Origin of the sequence: Flavobacterium sp. C3NV (genome assembly GCF_046825355.2) — a bacterium.
In the GTDB taxonomy this organism is placed as follows: Bacteria; Bacteroidota; Bacteroidia; order Flavobacteriales; family Flavobacteriaceae; genus Flavobacterium.
Genome location: NZ_JBKQBJ020000028.1, coordinates 1 through 23,461 on the forward strand (window position 1 = coordinate 1; position 23,461 = coordinate 23,461).

Genomic DNA, 23,461 nt, shown 5'->3' on the forward strand with positions numbered 1-23,461 from the left:
AAGAAGTATCTATTTTTGATATTACAGGAAAAACACTTTACAACAAAACGAAAGTTTCGAATACCGAACTTCAGGTTCAAAACCTGCCATCGAGCAATCAGGTTTTACTGGTAAAAGTGACTTTAGATAATGATTTTAAAACGACTAGAAAAATCATATTTCAATAGCATACCAACATCAATTTAAAAAAAGACCATTCGTATCGAATGGTCTTTTTTTATTTAAAACTAAAATTTACGCTTTCTCTATCAAAATACTTACAGCATTTCCGCCAAAACCCACGGCATTTACTAAAACTCTTTTTATAGATTTTGTTTGATTCTGTTTTGTTCCAAAAGGGACTTCGATAAAAGTATCGTGCTGAAACATTAGCAGCGCCAATTCTAAACTCAATATTCCGGAAGCTCCAAACGTATGTCCTATCTTCCATTTATTTGTAGTCAATAAAGGTAATTTAGAACCAAAAACTTTTTCAATGGCACGCAATTCGGTTATATCACCTTTTATGGTTCCTGGCGCATGCATTACTATTGCATCAATACTTTCTAAATCGACATCTTTTAATGCCATTTTCATTGATTTCTGAAAACAGGTTGCTTCTGCAGAAATAGAAATGTTGTGTTCTAAAATCTCAGTAGCATAGCCAACTCCTGTAACATATGCCATCGCATTTTCTCTTTCTCCAGTTTCCAGACAACAGACCGCAGCGCCTTCACCTAAAATCATCGTGTTTTGAGTCTTTTCAAAATCAAAAGCCAGGTTTGGCCATGAATCTTCATCCTGATTTATTCGGGAATATATTTTTAAAGCACGCATTTGAGCAATCGTAAAATCAGTTAACGGTGCTTCACTTCCTCCTACCAAAAATTTATCAGCCATTCTCGCTTTCAACCATGCAACTCCATTTAATAAGGCATGAAGAGCAGTAGAACACGTTATAGAATGAGAAATTTCAGGACCAACACTTTGTAAATCATGTGCAATCCATGACGAAATATTTCCTAAAGTTGTTGTGGGAGAAGCCAGAGTTTGTGCTTTTCCGGTATCTAAATATTCTTTGTAATGTTTTTCGAATAAATCTGTGGCACCTCGTGATGAACCAATATTGATTCCGAAAACAGCATCTGAATTCCAGCCTGCCTGCTCAACTGCTTTTCGCGAAGCTGCTATTGCAAACAAAACCGAATCGTCTAAAAATTTATATTTAATATCTGATTCCCGTATTTCAGTAACAATTTGTTTCGATTCTGCGTCAAGAGAAGCCACCGAAGTTTCTTGCTGATCTAAAAACTGCTTCGAAAAACAATGTTGATTGTCGAGATATTTTTCCCAAACTCCTTCAGAAGTATTTCCTAAAGGAGAAATCGATGAAAAAGCTGTAATCGAGATTTTAGTATTCAATGTTGGATCTATTTAACCGCAAAGTTCGCAAAAGTTTATTTATAGCTTGCATTATAGAATACAAAGTTCGCAAAGCACTAATTTTTAAATAAAGCTTACACTTTCTTATATCCCTTATATGGTTTAAAAACTATTAGACCATTTCAATCGCTTCTTCTATTGTTTGATATACTTTTTGAAGCTGTTCATTGGTCATGATATACGGAGGAAGAATGTAAACAATATTTCCAACCGGGCGCAAAATGACTCCTTTTTCGATAAAGAAATTATAAAGTTTGTTACGCATCGATCCGTAATAACTTTCTTCTGAATCTGATTTAATTTCGACTGCAAAAATAACTCCCAATGTTCTGGCTGTAATTACCTTTGAATGTTTTTCTATTTTCTTCTGAAAAATTAAATGACTCGCATTAATTCTTTCAATATTAGCTTGCATTTCTCCCGTTTGCAATAAATCCATACTTGCTAAAGCTGCTGCGCAACCTGTAGGATTCGCTGTAAAAGTATGTCCGTGAAACAATGCCTTATTAATATCATCATCATAAAAAGCATCAAAAATTTCTTGTGTAAAAGTCGTAATTGCCATTGGAATTGTTCCTCCAGTTAAAGCTTTAGACAAACAAATCATATCCGGATTTTCAGAAACATAATCCATTGCAAACGTTTTTCCTGTTTTACCAAAACCTGTCATTACTTCATCTGCAATCGTCAATACTTTGTTTTCTCTACAAATTTTGATCAGTTTTGCCAATGCTTCTGGTTCGTACATTACCATTCCTGCTGCTCCCTGCACCAAAGGCTCAAAAATAAAACCGGCACAATTATAATTTTCAATAACATTATTTAAGGCATCAAAACTTTCCTGTTCTTTTCCTTTTAACGGAACCGGAATTCTCACCACATCTATAAACATTCCCTGAAAAGCCTGTGTATAAAAAGAGATTCCGCTTGCTGCCATCGCTGCAAAAGTGTCTCCGTGAAAGGCATTTTCGAAAGCAATTATAGTAGTTCGTTTTTCATTTTTATTAAAAAAATATTGCAGAGCTACTTTTATCGCTACTTCCACCGCAGTTGATCCATTATCAGAAAAGAAGATTTTTTGCTGATTTTTTGGCAAAATCTCCATCAGTCTCTCTGCCACTTTTATCGCGGGTTCATGAGTAAAACCGCCAAACAAAACGTGTTCCAGAGTGGTTAACTGTTTATAAATCGCATCGGCAATAAATTTATTACTGTGCCCAAACGGATTTACCCACCAGGAAGCAATAGCATCAATATATTCTTTTCCGTTTTCATCCCAAAGCAATGCTCCTTCACCTTTGGAAATAGTGATTGGGGCTTGAGATGTTTTGTGTTGTGTATAAGGATGCCAAAGGTACTGGCTGTCTTTTTCTGTTAAAGTCATAGTATAGAAAATAGAGCATAGAGTATAGAAAAAAGACTAAACCCTATAATTCAGACAAAGATAGGAAAGTCTATTTTCTTTATTCTATATTGTTTACTCTACAAATTAAGTAAGTTATCTCTAAACAAATCAGCATATTCTTTAATAACATTTTGATCGAAATAAGGTTCTTCGTCAATTCTGCCAATACATTTTATTCCGGTTTTATTTAGAATTAAACTTTCTGTCGATTTGTTTTCGCTTCCGCTAAAGATAATTCCCGCAACTTGAAAACCTCGATTTCTGATTGCTTCAATCGTTAATAAAGTATGATTGATGCTTCCTAAATAATGCCTTGAAACCACAATAATTTTATAATCGGGTTGGATTAAATCGATAATAGTTTCATTTTCATTTAACGGAACAAAAATTCCACCCGCGCCCTCAATCACCAGATGATTATCTGTTTCAGGTTCCGCAATTTTATTTAAATCAATAGTAATTCCGTCGATTTCTGCTGCCAGGTGCGGACTTGCCGGTGTATTTAATTGATAACTATTTTCAAAAATTTTAGATTTTAAATTGGAGATTTTAGATTTGATTTTATGACTATCAGAATTGTCTAAATCTCCTGCCTGAATTGGTTTCCAATAATCAGCCTCTAAGGATTCAACAATAATAGAAGAAGCAATTGTTTTACCCACATCGGTTGAAATTCCTGTTACAAATATTTTCATAGTAAATAGACCACGGATAACACTGATTGAACAGGTTAAAGCGGATTTTTTTTTAATTAATTACTATCACCCAAAAGACAAATAATCTGTGTAAATCCGTTACATCCGTTTTATCAGTGGCCAATGGTGTAAAAATACCTAAAAAACAAAACCCATCATTACGATGGGTCTGATTGTTTTTATTCTTCTTTTAATTCGTCAATAACTTTTTTGATTTCTTTTGCATATTTTCCATAATAAAAACTCACCCACCACTCTGTCAAAACACCAATAAGCAACATTGTTATCATGAAAATTACCACTTTTAATACTAATTTTTCATTTTCAAAATTCCCATTTAAAATTTCGGTTGAACCAGGAGTTCCAAAAATCAAATAACCAGCCAGATAGATCATGAAAAAAGGAGCCAGTGCAAACGTAAAAGTTTTGTAAAGCTGCATATTAAGCCTAATATCATAATAGGTTTCATATAAACTGTCTTTCGTTGTTAATGCTGCTTTATCCAATCTCTTATAAAATAGAAAAAGCTTAGACAAATAGTAAATACTTATTGCCGCCACTATTCCGTATATAAAATAATAAGGGCCCACGAATTTTGACGGAAATTCATGATATAGTGGCAAAAAACCTATAATGATCAAAGCCAGAATCTGTCCAAAAAGTTCTGTGCGCAAATTTTTCCTAATTTTATCCAAAGGCATATTTGCCGATTGTATTTTTTCTAAATTATCCGGAACAACAACATTATCTGTCTTTTCGTTATTCCATGCGTTTTGTATATCGTTAAAATCCATATCCTTGATTTTTTATTATTTCTTTTAATTTTTCTTTTGCTCTGTTTAATTTTACCCTTGCATTCCCTTCAGATATTCCCAAATTTTCTCCTATTTCTTTATGAGAAAAACCTTCAAGCTGATAGAAAATGATTGCTTTATCGATTTTCTCCAATTTCTGAACCGCTTTATAAAAATGATCGATCTGACTTTCTTTGATATGAGAATCTCCCTCATCGTCTTTGATGTTTTCTGAGGCGATTTCGTATTTATCAACCTTTCGTTTTTCTTTCTTTAAGAAAACAATCGCCGTATTTACTGCAACGCGATACATCCAGGTCGAAAACTGACTTTCGTTTCTAAAAGAATCATACGATTTCCAGAGCTGGCAAACAATCTCCTGAAACAAATCCTGCTGATCGTCATGATTGTCCATGTACATTTTAGAAACTTTGTAAAGTATTCCTTTATGACTTTCGATCCTTTTTAAAAATTCTTGTTCTTTCTCTTTCAAAACGATGTTATTTCGTTACTGGTTTTACTTTATATCCTGCTTTTCTCAATAAATTAATTACCCCTTCTTCACCTGGCAAATGCCCTACACCAACTGCTACAAACAAGCTTTCCTTTTTCATCATTTCGGGCATTTTCTGAGCCCAATCTTTATTGCGGTCATCAAGTATCCATTTTTTGGCATTTTTACTCATCATCTTTTCGTTTGCAAGATCATTATAAACATTCATGACATTTTCTGCTTTATAATCTTCTACCATTTTCTTGGTTTCGGCTTTACTAAAATCTTCAACAGTTTCGATTAATTCTGAATCTGTATAAGCATTTACCAACACATTGGTTTGCTTTTTTACGGTTTCGAAACCTCCAATACTTTTATTTTCTTTTTTAGCCAAATCTATAAAATCTGATTCATATGATTTTAAGGTTTCACAGTCAAATGTTTTCATAGAGATAAACCCCATAATAGCAGATAAAGTAAAGCCGTCTAATTGCTTAATTTTTAGACCGGTATTTTTTTGTAAAACTGCATCTAATTTCGACAATTGTTCTGGCGATAATGTCTTACTTAGTGGTTCTGAAGCAATACCTGCTTTTTGCATATCGGCCATTTCAATTGGATCAGCTAAGTTGATCTCTAAAATTAGTTTATCTGATTTCTGAAAGGCATTTTTTGTTTTTTCTGCCATAAAATAATCCGATGGACAAATACCATGAATTGTTCCGTAAACATAAGATGGTTTTGAAAGTCCGTTTCCTGAAACCTCCCATAACAATGAATTTTCTAATTTTGGAGATTTTGTTTGTCCCTGAATTGTACCACTAAAAACTAAAGCGATTACTGCTACTACTGATGTAAATAAATTTTTCATTTTGTTGATTGATTAGTATTATTGATTGATTTGATGATTAAAACTCCTGTTATTCTTTGCTATATTTTTCACCTTTTATCCATGCCAAAGTTGCCACAAGCAAACAAACAATTATTATAAAAAAATGAGGATAAGGCTTACCATACAAATGATGGTTTACTACGGAATTGATTACTTGTATTGTTGTTAAAAAAAGCAATACATTACAGATGAATCTTTTTATTGAAGTGATTATAGTTTTCATAATTATTTTGGTTTATTTGATTACAACTCGTAAGTGATCAAACAATCAAAACGTTACAAAAAAAATTAAACTTTTTTATAGAAGTGAGGAAATACGGGCGACAAGAGTAGTATTTTTTTTAAAACTATATTTTTTATTTCACAAAGAACCACAAAGAAAAAACACAAAGCTGCACAAAATTATCCTTTGTGCAGCTTTGCGAAAACTTCGTGAATCTTTGTGAAATCACTGAGATTAAAATACGAAATTTCCTAACAATTCAAGAACCTGATTTATTTCTTCTTCAGAGTTATAACTATGAATACAAAACCTCAAACGTTCCTGTCCTTCGGGAACAGTTGGCGAAAGTATTGCTTTTATATCAAAACCCTTGTCTTGTAGTTGTTGGGCCAGTTGCTTTGCATTTTCATTACCGGGAACAATTGCAGATTGTATGGCCGATTTACTTCTTACAAACATTGGCTTTAACCCTAGCAAGTTTTTCTGCTGATTGAATAACACAATATTTTGACGTAATTTTTCGATTGTTTCTTTCTGAACATCCAATTGCTGATAAGCTACCAAAATTGTGGCAACAGAATGTGGAGATAATCCGGTTGTATAAATAAAACTTCTGGCAAAATTTACCAGATATTCTTTAAGATCTGTACTTCCTAAAATAACAGAACCGTGACATCCTAAACCTTTTCCAAAAGTCATGATTCGGGCAAAAACTCTATTATGCAAATTAAGGTACTGAATCAAACCTTCGCCTTTATCGCCAAAAACACCTAAAGTATGTGCTTCATCAACGACTAAATAACAATTGTATTTTTCAGAAAGATCTGCTAGTTCCTCTAAGTTCGGGCTATCACCATCCATAGAAAAAACAGTTTCAGTAACGATATAGATATTAGTATTGGGAAATTTCAGGATGAGATGTTCTAAATCTTCAAAATCGTTATGATTAAATTTATATGATTTAGCATTCGACATTACGATTCCGTCCCGAATAGAAGCGTGACTTAATTCATCATATAGTATAACGTCATTTCGCTGCGGTACAGCACTAAAAAAACCAACATTGGCATCATAACCCGAATTAAAGATTAAAGCCGATTCAGCGTCATGAAACTCCGCAATAAACGTTTCTGCTATTTGATACAATGAATGATTCCCCGAAATCAATCGGGATCCCGAAGCACCATTCTGAAAAATTTCATTTTCGAGTAAATAGGCATGGGTTAACTTAAATATAGATTCTGATTTTGAGAAGCCAATATAGTCGTTAGAAGAAAAATCAACTAAATTATTAAACACAGGCAATTTCCTAAGCGAATTATTCTGCTTACGATTTTCAAGCTTTTGAATAAGGTTTTCGGCTAATTTCATAAAAGCAAAGTTATGAAATAGAAGTTGATATTAAATAACAGCGGGCGTTTGATATCACCCGCTGTTTTTAAATCTATTTTTTAAATCGCACTTATAAAAGGAGATTTTCTACTAAACTTAGATGCTGCCATTTCCTGAATCATAAATGCAGCAATATCAAATGCACTGATTTGATCTCCCAGGCAATCTTCTAAGTGTATTGAAATTTCAGAACGTACCTCTGTAAATTCGATAAACGGAACACGAACCTGAGTCCAGTCTGTTGCACTTTCGACCAATAAATCATAAGCTTTTTGTCGGTCTTCCTGAATGATAGGGAAATTGGCTTTCATCCAATCTGTTGCCATTTGAGTTTTGGTACTTTTTTTATCGAATGGAGTATCAATGTTTAATCCGGCCAATAAAACATAACGTTCAATTCCGTAATCATTCATTACCTGCAAAATATTTTTAGTAGCTGCACTCGCCACCAAAGGTTCATCTTTACGCTGCCCGATTGTACTCAGAACTACCTGACAATCTATAAGTAATGATTTTATACATTCGAGATCAAGAGCATCACCTTTGATGATTTCGATTTGATTATTTTGAATAGGGAAATTCTCTGGATGTCGCAGTAATAGTTTTACACTAAATCCTTCTTTTAATAACTGGTTAACAAGATAATTTCCAGTTCTTCCGCCACCGCCTAAAACGGCAACCTTTTTTATATTTTTCATATAGCTTCTTTATAAAATTTGACATAGATAAACTCCGCTTTATCAGTTTGATAAAACGAAATAATAAAAGCTTACTGAGCTTTTATCATGATCAATATTTTATAAAGAGATTTTAATAGTCCAAATATAAAACAAAAAAGCCATCAACTGAATCAATGGCTTTTCATTTATTTTATAACTGTTAAATATGATGTCCTTAAACAATTGATTAAATTATCAGGAAACACTCTATTTATTATAATTTTTTATTAGTACTAAAAAATTGTATAGGTCACAGAATTCACTGTGGTACTTTTGATAGTATAGGTAGTACCTACTGGTAATCCACGCTGAACGATATCACGTTCGATAGGAATAAGAGGCGACTCGCAACAGCTCTTCCACGGAATTGTATAGGTAGCACCAAATGCAGCATTTACCTGAACTTGCTTTTTATTGGCAATCGAAGGTTGAGCGGCGTCACTAAAACTTTTAGAGAACGACACTGTTCCAAAACCTAATGTTAATACGAGCATCGCTAAAAAAACTTTTTTCATAATAAAATTGTTTAAGTGTTACTATTAATAAATGCTTTATGTCTACTGACTTGAATTAATTAACTTTATAAGTTACAGTGGTACTTGTAGTACTTAAAATAGTGTAGTTAGTGGGCGGAAGTCCACGCTTAATAAGATCTCGCTCAACCGCACTAAGTGGCGACTCACAACAAACTCCTAACCAGGGCGCTGTATAAGTTGTACTAAATGCAACATTTACAACGTCAACTCTTTGTTGATTTTTTATTGAAGAATTAGCAACATCATTAGAACTTGTAGTCAACGACATTGTTCCAAAACCTAATGCTATTACTAGCATTCCTAAAAAAGCTTTTTTCATAATAAAATGTTTAAGTGTTAATATACTTACAAATGTAGCAGGTATATAGAAAAATACTTACACATTTTTTATTCTATTTTTGCCTTTTTTGTTAATTTTCTCACATTATTATTCTGAAATATTTGCCACTATGAAAGACTATTAAGATATTAACTAAAAACAAAACACTTTCACAAACAGATGATATTAGTACAGAAAGCATAAAAAAAGCCAGACATCTCTGTCTGGCTTTTCATTTATTTCTTTGAATTGTTTTAGTCAACTAAAACAATTACTTTATTGTCTTTCATCTCGATAGTTCCTGACTCAATCTCTAATGTATAAGTTTGGTCGTTTACTCTCATAAATTTACCCGCTACTTCTTTAGAAAGATTAAAACTTGGCGCTGCAATTTTTACAGTTCCTTTTTCTAAAATAGAAACAATAGGAGCGTGATTATTCAATATTTGAAAGCTTCCATCAACTCCAGGCAATGTAACCGAAGTTACTTCTCCCGAAAATAATTTTGCCTCTGGTGATACTATTTCTAAAATCATAATTTTTGAGTTATGAGTTATGAGTTATGAGTCATAAGTTCGGTAAAGCTTTGCTAAACTCATAACTCATAACTCATAACTTAAAACTATATTAAGCTTCAGCCAACATTTTTTCTCCAGCTTCGATAGCATCCTGGATAGAACCTTTCAAGTTGAAAGCTGCTTCCGGAAGATGATCTAACTCACCGTCGATAATCATGTTAAATCCTTTGATAGTATCTTTAATATCAACCAAAACTCCAGGAATACCTGTAAATTGCTCCGCTACGTGGAAAGGTTGAGATAAGAAACGTTGAACACGACGTGCTCTTGATACTGATAATTTATCTTCTTCAGATAACTCTTCCATACCAAGGATCGCAATAATATCTTGCAATTGTTTGTATTTTTGAAGAATCTCTTTTACTCTTTGTGCACAGTCGTAGTGCTCATTTCCTAAAATTTGAGGAGTCAAAATTCTTGAAGTAGAATCTAACGGGTCAACCGCTGGATAAATACCTAGCTCAGCAATTTTACGAGACAATACTGTTGTTGCATCTAAGTGAGCAAACGTTGTTGCCGGTGCCGGGTCAGTTAAATCATCCGCAGGAACGTAAACCGCCTGTACAGATGTAATAGATCCTTTGTTTGTAGATGTAATACGCTCTTGCATCGCTCCCATCTCTGTTGCCAAAGTTGGTTGGTATCCTACTGCAGAAGGCATACGTCCTAAAAGTGCTGACACCTCAGAACCTGCTTGTGTAAAACGGAAGATGTTATCAACGAAAAACAATACGTCTTTACCTTGATCAGTTCCAGCTCCATCACGGAAATACTCAGCGATAGATAATCCTGAAAGTGCTACACGGGCACGAGCTCCAGGAGGCTCATTCATTTGTCCGAAAACGAAAGTAGCTTTAGACTCTCTCATTCCTGGCATATCTACTTTAGATAAATCCCATCCTCCATTTTCCATAGAGTGCATGAAATCATCACCGTATTTAATAATTCCTGACTCTAACATCTCACGAAGTAAGTCATTTCCTTCACGTGTTCTTTCTCCTACTCCTGCGAATACAGAAAGTCCACCGTGACCTTTTGCGATATTGTTGATCAACTCCTGAATCAATACAGTTTTACCAACACCTGCACCACCAAACAATCCAATTTTACCTCCTTTTGCATAAGGCTCGATCAAATCGATTACTTTGATACCTGTGAATAAAACTTCTGATGAAGTTGATAAATCTTCAAATTTAGGCGCTTGTCTGTGAATAGACAAACCGTTTTCTCCTGTTTTTGGCAAGTTTCCTAAACCATCAATTGCATCTCCAATTACATTGAATAATCTTCCATATACATCTGGACCGATTGGCATTTGGATTGGATTTCCAGTTCCAACTACTTCATATCCTCTTGACAAACCGTCTGTAGAGTCCATAGAAATGGTACGCACAGTGTTTTCACCGATGTGAGATTGTACTTCTAGAACTAACAATGTTCCGTCTTTTTTAGTGATTTCTAGTGAATCATAAATTTTTGGAAGTTCAACATCCTTACCGTTGAAAACTACGTCAACTACTGGTCCAATGATTTGAGCAACTTTTCCTATTACTTTTGACATTACTTATGTATTTATTAAATAGCTATTTAGGTTTATCGAAAATACCTCTTTTTTCAAAGCGCAAAGATAATTTTTTAAAATATAAAATCAATATTTTTTTTATAAAAAATACTACGATTTTGTTTGATTCATAAATCTAAGGCTTCAAATATGCAAAATGGCATTTTTTAACATAATAAAAAAAAGCCACTACATGTTCAAAATGAGTGGCTTTTATATTAAAAAAATTAAAACTACTGAATCGTTAATGGATATTGAATTGGATATGTCCCCAAATCTACATGACGCAGCGTCGAACCATATTTTGCATTGATGGCATCTATGAAAATATTAGCAATCAAACCATACCCTCTTGGGCTAGGGTGCACACCGTCAAGTGAAAACGCACCTCCAACAGCATACGAAGAAGTCATTGTGAAATTTCCGAAACGAATTCCTCCGCTGGACAATTTCGTCATTACACCTCTTGTATCCACAAAAGCCAATCCTTTTGCTTCTGCCGCTGCTGCAATTATTACGTTGTAAGCATCTGTAGCTACTCTAATTTCTTCAATTTCAGTCGGAATCAACACATGTTTGTCTTGTAACGGAAATGAAATTCCAAATGCATTTAACGGATAAGGAGGAGCAATCCCTACACCAGAATCAACAGCAGTTGGCGCCGCACCAATAGCAGCTCTTGTTGTTAGCAGTAACAAATCTGTAGCTTTAGCTTGTCTCGCCTGGCCAAATATCGCTCCATAAAAAGTTGCTGTCTGCGCGCCTAATGTTGGCGTAAATGCTGCTGCCAACTGAGCAGACAAATTAGGCAATGTTTCATCTTTTATTAGTACTGGACTTGCCGCAGTTTCAGACAATAAATTAATCCTATCGCCCGCACCAAAAGCTGTTAAGGCTGCTTTTAGCGGACCATATAATTGTGCATTAAGCAATTTAATAGTCGCCAAACCAACTGCTTCATTGTCTTTCCCTATTGATTTTGCCGTAAGCGGATTATAAGGTACTGTCGTAAAATGTGGCAATGTTGTAATGTATGGTAAATTTGCCACTACTCCTTTTGCTCCATTTGAAGTTAAAGTATTAACAAGAGTATTATATGCAAAATTAAAAGTTGCCGTTGGTGTAATATCGTCTCCTAAAACAGGATCCTGAGAAGTAGGCACACCACCATTTGTAGCGTAACCCAAAACGTCATTACCTCCTATAAACAAAGAAAAGAATGTAGGAGCCTGAGCCATAGCATCAGCTAAAACACTTGTGGTAGGCGAAGAAGAAAAACGTGCAAAATATGGATTTGCTGTTGCGGGTGTCGCAAAAACACCGGCAAGATTACCATATCCCGGAGCTAGCAAATGAAAACTTTTAGCACCCGGAATACCCATATTACTAAAAGAACCCGTTAAGCGCGCCGTTATCGCCGTACCGGAAACTCCCGGAACATTTACAGGGCCTCTTGTAACAGGCTCAAAAATAAACCTGGTTGGAAATTTTGAAATCTGCGCACCACCAGAAGAAAATCCACCAATATTATCCAGCATATACGGAGTTGTAAAAGCACCTCCGCCAGCGGCCGCAAATTGTTGCGACAATATATTGGTATATGCATTACTCTGCCCCTTTGCAAACAACGCTCCATCACTGTAACCTGCGGCAAAAGAATCTCCAAGTGCTACATATTTAGTAAAAACCGCAGATCCCGGAACAACCGGTACCTCTACAGGCTCATCATTACTATCATCATTATTACATGCTGCAACGATTAAAGAAACCAAAAGCAGCCATTTTATATTTTTTTTCATGTTGTTAACTTTTAAATTATTAGCTCTTTCTTCTTTAATGAATCATAAAAAGAAAGAAAAATATTTTGATTACATCATCATTTTCATTTAAGGATTAATCACCCATGAAGCAAACCACATCTGACCAATCATACCTGCACCAACTACCTGAAGATAATCTTTTCCGAAAAGATTTGTTGCCCCAACTTTAATAACAGATTTCAATTTTGGAATACCATAATTAATCTGAGCATCAAGAACTGTATTTTCCGGAATCATACCATCCCCAAAAGAAGACTGCCATAAATATTCAGTATTCCATCTTACATTAACATTAAAACCTAAGTTTTTAGTCACTTTAGCATTTCCAAAAGAACCTTTGATTCTATGTTTTGGCGTATTAAATCCAGCCACAAAACTTGGATCTTCTGTTTGATCAAAATCAAATTGAGAATAATTATAATTAACTCCTAATTCAAAATCTTTATATACTTTTTTAGACAAACCAACTCCAAAACCCAACGATGTGATTTGAGCAGTAGTATTAGTATAAATTTGATACACTCTTCTGTCCCCAAAAGCCAAAGCAGCATAACCCAACTGAACACTAGGATCTGCAGAATTAGTCCCTGCGGTTCCATAATAAGGAGTAATTACTCTTGAAGTATTCATAAAGTCATTATAAATATTATAGTATGCATTGATATCAATCGACAAATCATTTTGCACTACTGTGCGATACCCTACTTCAAAAGCATGTACTTGTTCTGGTTTTACTAAGCTAGGATTTGCAACTTTAAGATCGGCAGGATTTGCAGAAGCAGCAAATGCCTGAACAGAAGTTAATGTATATGAATTTTCATAAGCGCTACGACCTGACAAATTAACTGTTGGTCCTATACCCGCACCCGGTATAGCCTGACCAGCAAGACTCACAGGCTGAGTTTCCTGAAAACGATCTAAATTGTCCGGAGCAGACCCCACTAATGCAAATGGTCCTAAATCTAAACCAATATATTGATCCTGAGTAGTTGGATTACGGAAACCTGTTTGATAAGACGCTCTGAAATTATGTCTTTTTGATTCTCCTGCAGAATACACAAAAGAGACTCTTGGCGAAACATTCCCATCAAAATTCTGGCTTTTGTCATAACGAATAGATCCCGTAAATTTCAATCTGTCGTCTAACCATTTTTTTTGCAATTGAGCATAAGCTCCATATTCTTTATATTCGATTGGACCATCATAATCTGTAAAGATTGTCCCTTCTGAATCCATTATATATTTTCTCCATGAACCTCCCACCTGAATTTCAGCAAATTTGATAACATCTCGCAAATTATAATTCACATCTGAATGATATAATTTTGAATGATCAATAAATTTAGCTCCCTGAGTTAAATCAGGATTAGAAATAACGGTTGCCAATGCATTATTGAATTGTGCAGAACCCGGCTCAAATCTGGCCGATCTTGGAGCACTAGGATTAAGCGGATCAATATTTGGCACCAATGGTAAATTTGGCGAAACATTGTAGTCAGCAAAATTTCTTGCATAATTAGAAGCATCAGTTGCATTCAGACCAAGTACTGCAGATGACAATTGGTATGCTGTTCCGTAATCTGTAAACCAGTTTTTATCTGATTTTGCCAATCTGTTCACATTCCATCCGGCAAATCTCATATCATAAGAATTTCCAGCATCTTCACTTGTAAAATAAACCCTTCCAAAAAAGTTTTTTCCTTTTATTTCAAATTTACCCTGTTGCATCAGGAAATCTTTCAAAGCATATCTGTTTGCTCCTTGATAAATCGTACTTCCTGTACCAATTTTATATTGCAATATGATTTCAGTATCATCTGCCCAAGGTTTAATATGAGCACTAAAGTCAGCCTTCATACTTTTAACTTTATTATCGGTCAGATCCTGCTCACGATATCCTGTTCTGCTCACTTGCCCAACATTTGGAATAAAGGTTGTAATCTCATCACCATATATATTTAATCCATCATAATTTGGATTATTGGCATGCCCAACAGAACCGCCAGTCATACTTCTGTTATCTGCCGCAATCCACTCGGAAGCTTCCATATAGGTGAAATTTGCTTTTAATGCAAAATGCTTGGTAAATGCTTTTGCCGCCCTGATCCCAAAATCATTGTAATCATTTGTTCCGGCCGCATCCTGACTTGTTTGTCCGTATTTATAATAAACACTTATCCCTTCGTTAGTAAAAGGACTTTTACTGCTCATAAACATAATACCATTAAAAGCATTTGCACCATACAACGCAGAAGATGCTCCAGGCAAAAGTTCGACACTAGCTACATCAATATCAGAAATACCAATTAGGTTCCCTAATACAAAGTTCAGCGCCGGAGACGAATTATCCATCCCGTCGACTAACTGCATAAAACGCGTATTTGCCACTGTAGCAAAACCACGCGTATTGATCGATTTAAAAGAAATACTACTGGTATTAAAGTTAACTTCTTTTAAATTTTCTAAACCATCATAAAAAGTAGGTGCTGTTGTATTTTTAATTTCCTGAAGCCCCATTCTTTCAATAGTAACCGGCGATTCAATTACACGTTCCGGAGTTCTTGAAGCCGAAACAACAATTTCATCTAATTTTGTTTCTTCATCTTTCAAAACCACATTGATTTTTTGGTTTACTGAAGTAACATTAATTGTTTTACTTTCAAATCCCACTGCCGAAACTTTGATCACAAAAGGAAGTTTAGCAGAAATATTCAATTTAAAAGAGCCATCAAAATCAGTAGACGTTCCTGTAGAACTTCCTACTAAATTAATATTAGCACCAGGAATAGATTGTTTGTTACTATCAGTAACAGAACCAGTAATTGTATTCTGCGCAAAGGATATTCCGCTGAAAAACAACATAATTAGCAAATACACTCTCATTTGGATTTGTTTTTGGTTAGTTTATATAGCCAAAATACAAATATTTTTGATATTAATAAAAAAATGTTAAAAAAAATAAATATTCCTTATAAATTTAGTTACAATTTTAACTTTTTATCAATTACATTTATTAAATTAAAATCAAATTAATCATATACATTTATCAAAATACTATGCATACATATAAATTTTATGCATTTTTTTAAGGATTTAGTAAAAATAGCAAGAGTGAAAAAATAATCTGATAATAAAAAAAAGCGAGATATAAATCTCGCTTTTTTAACTTTAAAGAACTTTTAAAAAATTAATTAAAAATTATTCTCCACTTTTTCTAATCGATTTTTTAAATTAATAATTTGTTTGTTTTGCTCAATCATATAAAGCGTCATCTCTTCTATTTTTTTTAGCAAGTCTAAATTCATTTTAGCAAGCATTAAACCGTTTTTCTCTATTTCCCTTGCCGATTGTATTTCTGGCAGATGACTATTTTGTTTGATATAATCTTCGACTTCCTGAAGTGATTTTAATTTATAATCGTTAGCAAAAACATAATCAGGAACTAATCCTGCGTTAATTGTTACTTTTACTTCTTGAGCATGAATGTTTCCAGCTACTGTAAGTTTAGAATCTGGGGTTGTTGTGCCGATACCTATGTTGCCATTATCATTTATGTGCATACGAACCTGTGGCGCATCTCCGCCTAGACTATGATTCGTCATAAATTGCAAATAAGTATCCCAATTTGCCCCTCTAAAGCTCCGAATAACCGCTGATCCTGCCGCAGCAAAATCCCAGCTTAAATCTCGAGCTGAATTTGAATTTTCAGGTGAATTTGGCCCCAAAATGCTAATCGCTTTTAATGGAGTAGGGTAACCATCTGGACTAGCCTGAATTGTTAATTTTGAAGTTGGATTTGTTGTACCTATACCAAAATTTCCAGAGTAAATAAACGACTTGTCACCATCCTTAAAATACACATCTCTACCAATTCTAGTTCCTCCTGTAAAATCCTCACCATAATTTAATGACAAAACATTATAATTATCATGGACAAAAGCTCTTCCTCCTGATCCTCTTGGTGCATATTGAAAACTTACATCAGCTAAGCCATTATAAAAAAATTTATTCCCATCACTTGGTGAGATAATTTGCGAAGATGCGGCAAAAGATGCAGTAATAAAAATTAAAAAAATAATCTTTTTCATATGTTAATTTTTATTATTTTTTAAAAGTTCAATTTCCTTTTTCATTTCAATCATATAAAGCGTCATTTCTTCAATTTTCTGCAACAACTTTGCATTCATTTCTCCCAGACTAATTCCGTTTTTCAGGACTTCCTCTTCACTTGGAATATTTTCTAAATGTCCTTTCTCAGCAATATGTTTTTCGACTTCTTCAAGCGTTGGCAAATTGTATTCTTTTTTAAAGACAAAGTCTGACCAGCCCTCCATATCTACTTTTACTTCTTTAGAATGGATTGTTCCGTTTACGTCTAGTTTGTTTGTTGGGTTTATTGTGCCGATACCAACATTACCAGTTAATCCAGCAATTGAAAAATATGGTTTTAAAACAACACCAAAAGTGTTTTTTCCAGAAATAGTAAACAATCCAGGATAAGAAGATGCTTCCGGAAAAACCAAATTCAAATTGTTAGATGTAAAATTATCCATATAAAAGCCACACTTAGTACCTGACAATTCAGAAGTTGAATCATCATTATAGATAAGAAATTTAGCTCCATTTATTCCATAGCCGCTCCCCAAATCTAATCTTGAATTAGGAATTGATGTTCCTATTCCAAAATTTCCAGAAGAAATAAATGAATTCCCACCATCTTTAAAGTATACATCTCTACCAATCCTAGTTCCACCATTAAAATCTTCTTCATAATTTATTGCAAACACATTACCTGGCGCATGCACGAAAGCCCTACCTCCACTTCCTCTCTCTGAAAATCGAAAAGTAACATCTGCTAATCCATTGTAGTAAAATAAATTATTACCATTAGGAGAAACAATTTGCGAAAATGCTGTAACCGAGAACAGCATAACAATTATATAATTAAACACTTTCATTTCTATTACTTTTTTAAATTCTTGACTTCTATTTTTAAATCTTGGATAGATTTATTCTGCGCAATCACATAAAGAGTCAACTCTTCAATTTTTTGTAACAACTTTGCATTCATTTCACCTAAATTAATTCCCTTTTGCAAAACTTCTTCCTCGCTTGGAATATTCTGTAAATGCCCTTTTTCTGCAATATGTTTTTCGACTTGTTCAAGAGTTGGCAAATTGTATTCTTTTTTAAAGACGAAGTCTGACCAGCCCTCCATATCGACTTTTACTTCTTTGGAATGGATTGTACCGTTTACATCTAACTTATTTGTTGGGCTTGTTGTTCCTATACCAACATTACCATTTGATGAGATCCTCATTCTTTCTAATAAATTGGTAATTGATGGATTATCAATATCACCTTCCCAGCCTGAATAAAAAGCTAGCGCTTTTCTTCCATAATTTTGATCATTAACTCCTCTAAAAGCAACTCCATTATTAGTTTGATATCCACCTGTTAAAAGTAAATATGGAGTACTAGTATTATTATTACCCGTGACTGCATGAATTCTCAGTCCTGCATCAGAGTTAGAGGCATTTATCTGCAATGTTTTTTCTGGAGCATTTGTGCCAATTCCTACATTTCCAATAGCCGGAAATGTATTCTGAGAAAAACCATTATGGCAAACACACAACATTACTAATAACAATATTTTCTTCATGATTTATCTTATTTCAACTTTCTCAATTCTCTTTTCCAATAATACCTGATTACTTTTAAGACTTTCATTCTCTTTTTTCATCTCAATTAAATACAAAGTCATCTCTTCTATTTTCTGCAACAATTTTGCATTCATTTCTCCCAGATTAATTCCGTTTTGCAGAACCTCTTCTTCGCTTGGGATGTTTTCTAAATGACCTTTTTCTGCAATATGTTTTTCGACTTCATCAAGTGTTGGCAGATTGTATTCTTTTTTAAAAACAAAGTCAGGCCAGCCATTCATATCTACTTTTACTTCTTTAGAATGGATTGTTCCGTTTACATCTAGTTTATTTGTTGGATTTATTGTGCCGATGCCAACGTTACCATTTGTTAAAATAGACATTTTCGCGATATAATTAGTAATAAAATGTAGAGAATGATTACTCTCTGTACCGATAAGCCCGCCACCTCCATACCATGAGGAATGCGAAAAAACCCCAACTTTATACACAGAATTTGCGGAAGTAGCTAAAATTTTGGAATGGTTAACTCCAGCAACATCTAACACTCTACTCCAGCCCTGATCATTTGAAGGATTAGCTATTCCAATTCCCAGATTACCTGCTATGTAATTATTTCCAGCTCCATTTATTCTCAAATTTCCTGAAGATTCAACATCACTTTTCGAGTCCAAAAGATAACGCCAACTCTCCCAAGTATCCTGACCATAAAAAGCACTTCTATAAAGTATCCTTGCACCGTTCCAGGTATTATCAAAATACAACTGTGAAACTAAATGTGAGTACTTCCCACTGATCTCTAATAATGATCCATAATTAGTGGGGGCGCCTATACCATTATAATTATCCCATAATTTTACAGACATAGGATTTACACCAACTCTGGGCGGACTTAAAAAATCTTTTTGATTCTCACTCCAATTCAAACTATTATGTCCTAAATTACCATCAAATACTTGGCTATAAGAGCAGAGGCTAAAAAACATTACATTTAGTAATACTATTTTTTTCATAAATATTTACTTTAATTTTTCTTCAATTTTGTTTAACCTTTCGAAAACAGCTTTAAAAGCTTCATTCTCCCTCTCAAGTAATTCAATTTTTAAAGATTGCTTTTTATTTTCCTGTTCCTGTTCAATCGCATAAAGAGTCAACTCCTCAATTTTCTGTAAAAGCTTAGCATTCATTTCACCCAAATTGATTCCGTTTTCTAAAACTTCTTTCTCACTTGGAATATTTTCTAAATGACCTTTTTCAGCAATATGTTTTTCGACTTCATCAAGCGTTGGCAGATTGTATTCTTTTTTAAAGACAAAGTCTGACCATCCATTCATATCAACTTTTACTTCTTTGGAGTGGATTGTGCCGTTTACATCTAGTTTGTTTGTTGGATTTGTTGTGCCAATACCAACGTTACCATCAAAATTCCAGGTCATTACATGCTGATCCGGAACTGAACTTGTATTTGCACTACCATTTATATATAAATCCAGTTTACTACCATAAAGACCTCCACCTCCATGTCCTATACGAAACTCGGCATTTTCAATATAACTATAATTAGGAGTTCCCATTCTGGATAACTTAAGAACTGATTTACTCGATGCGGTTTGACCTCCCGGTTTACTCTCACTAACTTCAAAGACTTCGAGTGCACTTCTTGGATCACTGGTTCTTATTACTACGTTCCCGGCAATGCTTTGACTTCCTGTAAAACTATTTGAACCTCTTGTTGCTAATTCATTCCAATTAGAATTTGCAGAAGTCGCACTTGGTGAAGCAAGTTTTCTAAAATATAATTTATCATTTTCAGACATTGAAGAAGCAATTTGCAACTGAAAATTATTATTTGGATTTGGATGCCTAACCACCATCAAATGCTGCCATCCTCCCTGATAACTTAAATCAGGTATTGTACCAATGGGGTTATAAGCATTATATGCTCCTGAACCCATTTGAACACTAAAATCTGTAATTGATGGAGCAAAACCGTTCTCAATTTGTTGAGAAAATGCATTTAATGTAAAAAATACGGTAGAAACTACTATGATGATTTTTGTATTCATATAATTATTTTTTAGAAATTAATTTCAATTCTAGTGTATTAATTTTTTTACTTTGTTCTTCATTTTCCTTTTTCATCTCAATCATATAAAGAGTCAACTCCTCAATTTTCTGCAACAACTTTGCATTCATTTCCCCTAAATTAATTCCGTTTTGTAGAACTTCTTTTTCACTCGGAATATTTTCTAAATGACCTTTATCAGCAATATATTTTTCAACTTCTTCAAGGGTTGGCAAATTATATTCTTTTTTAAAAACAAAATCTGACCAGCCATTCATATCTACTTTTACTTCTTTTGAGTGGATTGTGCCGTTTACGTCTAGTTTGTTTTTTGGTTCTATAGTTCCAATACCCACATTACCACTTTGCGTAATCCGCATGTATGCATTATTAACACCATAGCCCGGAACTTTTACTTCAGTAAAATCTCCTACTTGATATGTATAACCAGTTTCAATTATTGATAAATTTGCCCATAAAGGATTTCCTATTGATAATTTAACACCATGAGTAATACCAACTGATAAAATTGAAGTTGGTTGAGAAGTTCCTATTCCAAAATTTCCAGAAGAAATAAATGAATTCCCACCATCTTTAAAGTATACATCTCTACCAATCCTAGTTCCACCATTAAAATCTTCTTCATAATTTATTGCAAACACATTACCTGGCGCATGCACGAAAGCCCTACCTCCACTTCCTCTCTCTGAAAATCGAAAAGTAACATCTGCTAATCCATTGTAGTAAAATAAATTATTACCATTAGGAGAAACTATTTGCGAAAATGCTGTAACCGAGAACAACATAATAATTATACAATTAAACACTTTCATCTGTATTGCTTTTTTAAGTTATTGACTTCTATTTTTAAATCTTCAATTGATTTATCTTGCTTTAATAAATAAAGAGTGAGTTCTTCAATCTTTTGCAACAATTTTGCATTCATTTCACCTAAATTAATTCCATTTTGCAAAACTTCTTCTTCACTTGGAATATTCTGTAAATGCCCTTTCTCTGCAATATGTTTTTCGACTTGTTCAAGAGTTGGTAAATTGTATTCTTTTTTAAAGACGAAGTCTGACCAGCCATTCATATCTACTTTTACTTCTTTTGAGTGGATTGTGCCGTTTACGTCAAGTTTGTTTGTTGGATATATCGTTCCAATTCCTACATTCCCATTTCCCAAAATTCTCAGCTTTTCTGTTTGGTGTGTCATGTAGGATTCTTTAGTAAAAAATTGCATTCCATAGGTATTATTACCTGCATTTTGAGTAATTGTACGAATTGATGTTCCAAAATCATCAAGATTACCTGCATTAATTGAATGTGCAATCATGATAGAAGATTCATTGTCAACATTAGCTGAATTACGAACAAGAATATTTCCGTTATTTATTTCTAGTTTAGCTAATGGACTGGTCGTACCAATTCCGACGTTCCCATCACTACCTCGCATATAAAAAATATCGCCTCTATAACCATTTCCTGTATGAGCTCCAAATTTAACAAACCCATTTGCTCCGTCAAATCCCAAATTTATTCCAGCTACATTTCCGCTATTGATACCAGTATTATAGACTGCATCATTATTGATTTCAAAACTTCCCAATTTATAAATATGCTGAGCAAAATTGATGTGACAAACAAAAAATGCAATTATTATTATTAACTTTTCTTTCATAGTTTTTATTTTTTTACTTTCTCTAAAAGCGATTGATTACTTTATATTTTCTATTTCCGATCGACCCGCTCCCGCACGAATCCTTTCGTGTGGTGCGCTCTACTTCAATATCAAACATTCTAAAAACCACAACATTATCATTAACTCATTTTTTTACTATTAAAAGTTGATAATCTGAACCTTCATCAGCAACCGCCACACGAAATGATTCGTGCGGGTTATTGTCGTGTCGCCAAAATTGATAATGTTTTTACATTAGAACTTTTCTCTACTTCTTTTTTAAAATAATCTAACAAGAATTCTTTCCTGCTTTCTTTTGGATTTTCTTGTATTCTTTTTACAATTTACCTACTAGTGAATCTATTTAAATCACCTAATAGCAACTCTGGATTTTGACCGTTTATACTCCTAAAAACTAAATGCACATGATTTGTCATAATGCATCAGGCATAATTTCTAATTCTTTATTTTTCTGGCAAAACCTTAAACTTTTCAAAAAATAAATCTTTATATTCTTTTCTAGTAAGAACACTTTTATTCTTACTTAAAAACAATTGGTATTCTCTGAGTTTCAATTTCTCCTTTAAAAATCTCAATATTATTTTTTTTGTAATTAGACAAAATGTCTTTTGGAATAATCTTCTCTATATCTTCTTTTAGTTTGTACCTTAAACGAAATGTATACTTTTTTTCAGGATTTAATTTAAAATAAATTGGTCTTCTTAAGTTCTCTTCTGTATCTTCAACTATAAAGGGAAGAGGTAATGATGCGAGAAAAATATAACTCTCTTTAGAAGAAATAACAACTCCCTGATCATAAAAATTTATACTTTCACTTTTTAAATTATATCCCATTTTTTTTAATAATATTTCTTTTTCATCTTCAATATTAAAGTGTCGTTCAAGTAAACTACCCAACTTACAACTATATGAAGGATCAATTAAAGGTGCATTTTTCTCCAGTACATTACCTTGTTCATCTTCAATAACTATGTCTAAATTATATATATCAGATAAATTTAAATATTTAATAAAAAGTAAATATTTTTTATTTGTAGGATTGGATAATTCAAATTTCACAACATTAGTAAAAGTATACTTTTCTTTTTCGCTATAAAAAGTAAGATGACTATAGAAACTCTCAATTGTATCTACAGAGAACCCTTTGCTTACAATTTCCTCATTTATTAATTTTAGCTCCAG

The 23,461-nt window shown here is 33.6% G+C and carries 23 protein-coding genes; 1 reads left to right on the forward strand and 22 read right to left on the reverse strand.

Annotated features, from left to right (window positions below; genetic code table 11):
• Positions 1-11: 11 nt before the first annotated feature.
• The gene (locus tag ACIDC4_RS24315; RefSeq protein ID WP_488381171.1) at positions 12-167 is read left to right on the forward strand and encodes a T9SS sorting signal type C domain-containing protein; all 156 of its coding nucleotides are present in this window, start codon (positions 12-14) and stop codon (positions 165-167) included.
• Positions 168-234: 67 nt separating this feature from the next.
• On the opposite strand, the gene ACIDC4_RS24320 is transcribed toward ACIDC4_RS24315, so the two are convergent.
• The 22 genes from ACIDC4_RS24320 to ACIDC4_RS24425 all read right to left on the reverse strand — a co-directional run.
• The gene (locus tag ACIDC4_RS24320; protein ID WP_412045082.1) at positions 235-1,401 is read right to left on the reverse strand and encodes a beta-ketoacyl synthase N-terminal-like domain-containing protein; all 1,167 of its coding nucleotides are present in this window, start codon (positions 1,399-1,401) and stop codon (positions 235-237) included.
• Between the two features lie 133 nt (positions 1,402-1,534).
• Entirely contained in the window at positions 1,535-2,806 is a 1,272-nt protein-coding gene (bioA, locus tag ACIDC4_RS24325; RefSeq protein WP_412045083.1) for an adenosylmethionine--8-amino-7-oxononanoate transaminase, read from the reverse strand.
• Positions 2,807-2,904: 98 nt separating this feature from the next.
• A complete protein-coding gene (gene bioD / locus ACIDC4_RS24330) occupies positions 2,905-3,522 on the reverse strand; it encodes a dethiobiotin synthase (protein WP_412045084.1) in 618 nt (205 codons plus the stop codon).
• A 179-nt stretch (positions 3,523-3,701) separates the two neighbouring features.
• A complete protein-coding gene (locus ACIDC4_RS24335) occupies positions 3,702-4,316 on the reverse strand; it encodes a hypothetical protein (protein WP_412045085.1) in 615 nt (204 codons plus the stop codon).
• Positions 4,306-4,809: an RNA polymerase sigma factor gene (locus ACIDC4_RS24340; protein ID WP_078006758.1), complete on the reverse strand. Its 504-nt coding sequence runs from the start codon at positions 4,807-4,809 to the stop codon at positions 4,306-4,308. The genes ACIDC4_RS24335 and ACIDC4_RS24340 overlap by 11 nt, the downstream gene beginning before the upstream one ends.
• 7 nt (positions 4,810-4,816) lie before the next feature.
• Positions 4,817-5,680, reverse strand: a complete 864-nt coding sequence (locus ACIDC4_RS24345; RefSeq protein WP_412045086.1) for a TraB/GumN family protein — start codon at positions 5,678-5,680, stop codon at positions 4,817-4,819.
• Positions 5,681-6,158: 478 nt separating this feature from the next.
• Positions 6,159-7,295 carry an aminotransferase class I/II-fold pyridoxal phosphate-dependent enzyme gene (locus tag ACIDC4_RS24350; protein WP_412045087.1) on the reverse strand — a complete coding sequence of 379 codons (1,137 nt, stop codon included), beginning with the start codon at positions 7,293-7,295 and terminating at the stop codon, positions 6,159-6,161.
• A gap of 80 nt (positions 7,296-7,375) precedes the next feature.
• Positions 7,376-8,014: an NAD(P)-dependent oxidoreductase gene (locus ACIDC4_RS24355; protein ID WP_412045088.1), complete on the reverse strand. Its 639-nt coding sequence runs from the start codon at positions 8,012-8,014 to the stop codon at positions 7,376-7,378.
• Between the two features lie 254 nt (positions 8,015-8,268).
• Positions 8,269-8,550 carry a hypothetical protein gene (locus ACIDC4_RS24360; protein WP_412045089.1) on the reverse strand — a complete coding sequence of 94 codons (282 nt, stop codon included), beginning with the start codon at positions 8,548-8,550 and terminating at the stop codon, positions 8,269-8,271.
• A 55-nt stretch (positions 8,551-8,605) separates the two neighbouring features.
• On the reverse strand, positions 8,606-8,869 hold the full coding sequence (locus ACIDC4_RS24365; RefSeq protein ID WP_147424175.1) for a hypothetical protein: 264 nt from the start codon (positions 8,867-8,869) through the stop codon (positions 8,606-8,608).
• A gap of 275 nt (positions 8,870-9,144) precedes the next feature.
• Positions 9,145-9,426 (reverse strand): F0F1 ATP synthase subunit delta/epsilon, encoded by a 282-nt coding sequence (locus ACIDC4_RS24370; RefSeq protein WP_412045090.1) that lies wholly within the window; start codon positions 9,424-9,426, stop codon positions 9,145-9,147.
• 91 nt (positions 9,427-9,517) lie between these two features.
• On the reverse strand, positions 9,518-11,029 hold the full coding sequence (gene atpD, locus ACIDC4_RS24375) for a F0F1 ATP synthase subunit beta (protein WP_047777068.1): 1,512 nt from the start codon (positions 11,027-11,029) through the stop codon (positions 9,518-9,520).
• Positions 11,030-11,262: 233 nt separating this feature from the next.
• Positions 11,263-12,828: an SGNH/GDSL hydrolase family protein gene (locus ACIDC4_RS24380; RefSeq protein WP_412045091.1), complete on the reverse strand. Its 1,566-nt coding sequence runs from the start codon at positions 12,826-12,828 to the stop codon at positions 11,263-11,265.
• An 87-nt stretch (positions 12,829-12,915) separates the two neighbouring features.
• Positions 12,916-15,732 carry a TonB-dependent receptor gene (locus ACIDC4_RS24385; protein ID WP_412045092.1) on the reverse strand — a complete coding sequence of 939 codons (2,817 nt, stop codon included), beginning with the start codon at positions 15,730-15,732 and terminating at the stop codon, positions 12,916-12,918.
• A gap of 308 nt (positions 15,733-16,040) precedes the next feature.
• Positions 16,041-16,937 (reverse strand): hypothetical protein, encoded by an 897-nt coding sequence (locus tag ACIDC4_RS24390; RefSeq protein ID WP_412045093.1) that lies wholly within the window; start codon positions 16,935-16,937, stop codon positions 16,041-16,043.
• 3 nt (positions 16,938-16,940) lie between these two features.
• Positions 16,941-17,807 (reverse strand): hypothetical protein, encoded by an 867-nt coding sequence (locus ACIDC4_RS24395; RefSeq protein ID WP_412045094.1) that lies wholly within the window; start codon positions 17,805-17,807, stop codon positions 16,941-16,943.
• A gap of 5 nt (positions 17,808-17,812) precedes the next feature.
• Positions 17,813-18,511 (reverse strand): hypothetical protein, encoded by a 699-nt coding sequence (locus ACIDC4_RS24400; protein ID WP_412045095.1) that lies wholly within the window; start codon positions 18,509-18,511, stop codon positions 17,813-17,815.
• 3 nt (positions 18,512-18,514) lie between these two features.
• Positions 18,515-19,525 (reverse strand): hypothetical protein, encoded by a 1,011-nt coding sequence (locus ACIDC4_RS24405; protein WP_412045096.1) that lies wholly within the window; start codon positions 19,523-19,525, stop codon positions 18,515-18,517.
• A 6-nt stretch (positions 19,526-19,531) separates the two neighbouring features.
• Entirely contained in the window at positions 19,532-20,578 is a 1,047-nt protein-coding gene (locus ACIDC4_RS24410; RefSeq protein ID WP_412045097.1) for a hypothetical protein, read from the reverse strand.
• A gap of 4 nt (positions 20,579-20,582) precedes the next feature.
• Positions 20,583-21,410 carry a hypothetical protein gene (locus tag ACIDC4_RS24415; protein ID WP_412045098.1) on the reverse strand — a complete coding sequence of 276 codons (828 nt, stop codon included), beginning with the start codon at positions 21,408-21,410 and terminating at the stop codon, positions 20,583-20,585.
• Positions 21,407-22,258, reverse strand: coding sequence for a hypothetical protein (locus ACIDC4_RS24420; protein WP_412045099.1), 852 nt, complete (start codon positions 22,256-22,258; stop codon positions 21,407-21,409). Before ACIDC4_RS24420 ends, ACIDC4_RS24415 begins: the two co-directional genes overlap by 4 nt.
• A gap of 540 nt (positions 22,259-22,798) precedes the next feature.
• Positions 22,799-23,461 (reverse strand): hypothetical protein (locus ACIDC4_RS24425; RefSeq protein ID WP_488381170.1); only part of this gene is annotated, 663 nt, incomplete at its 5' end.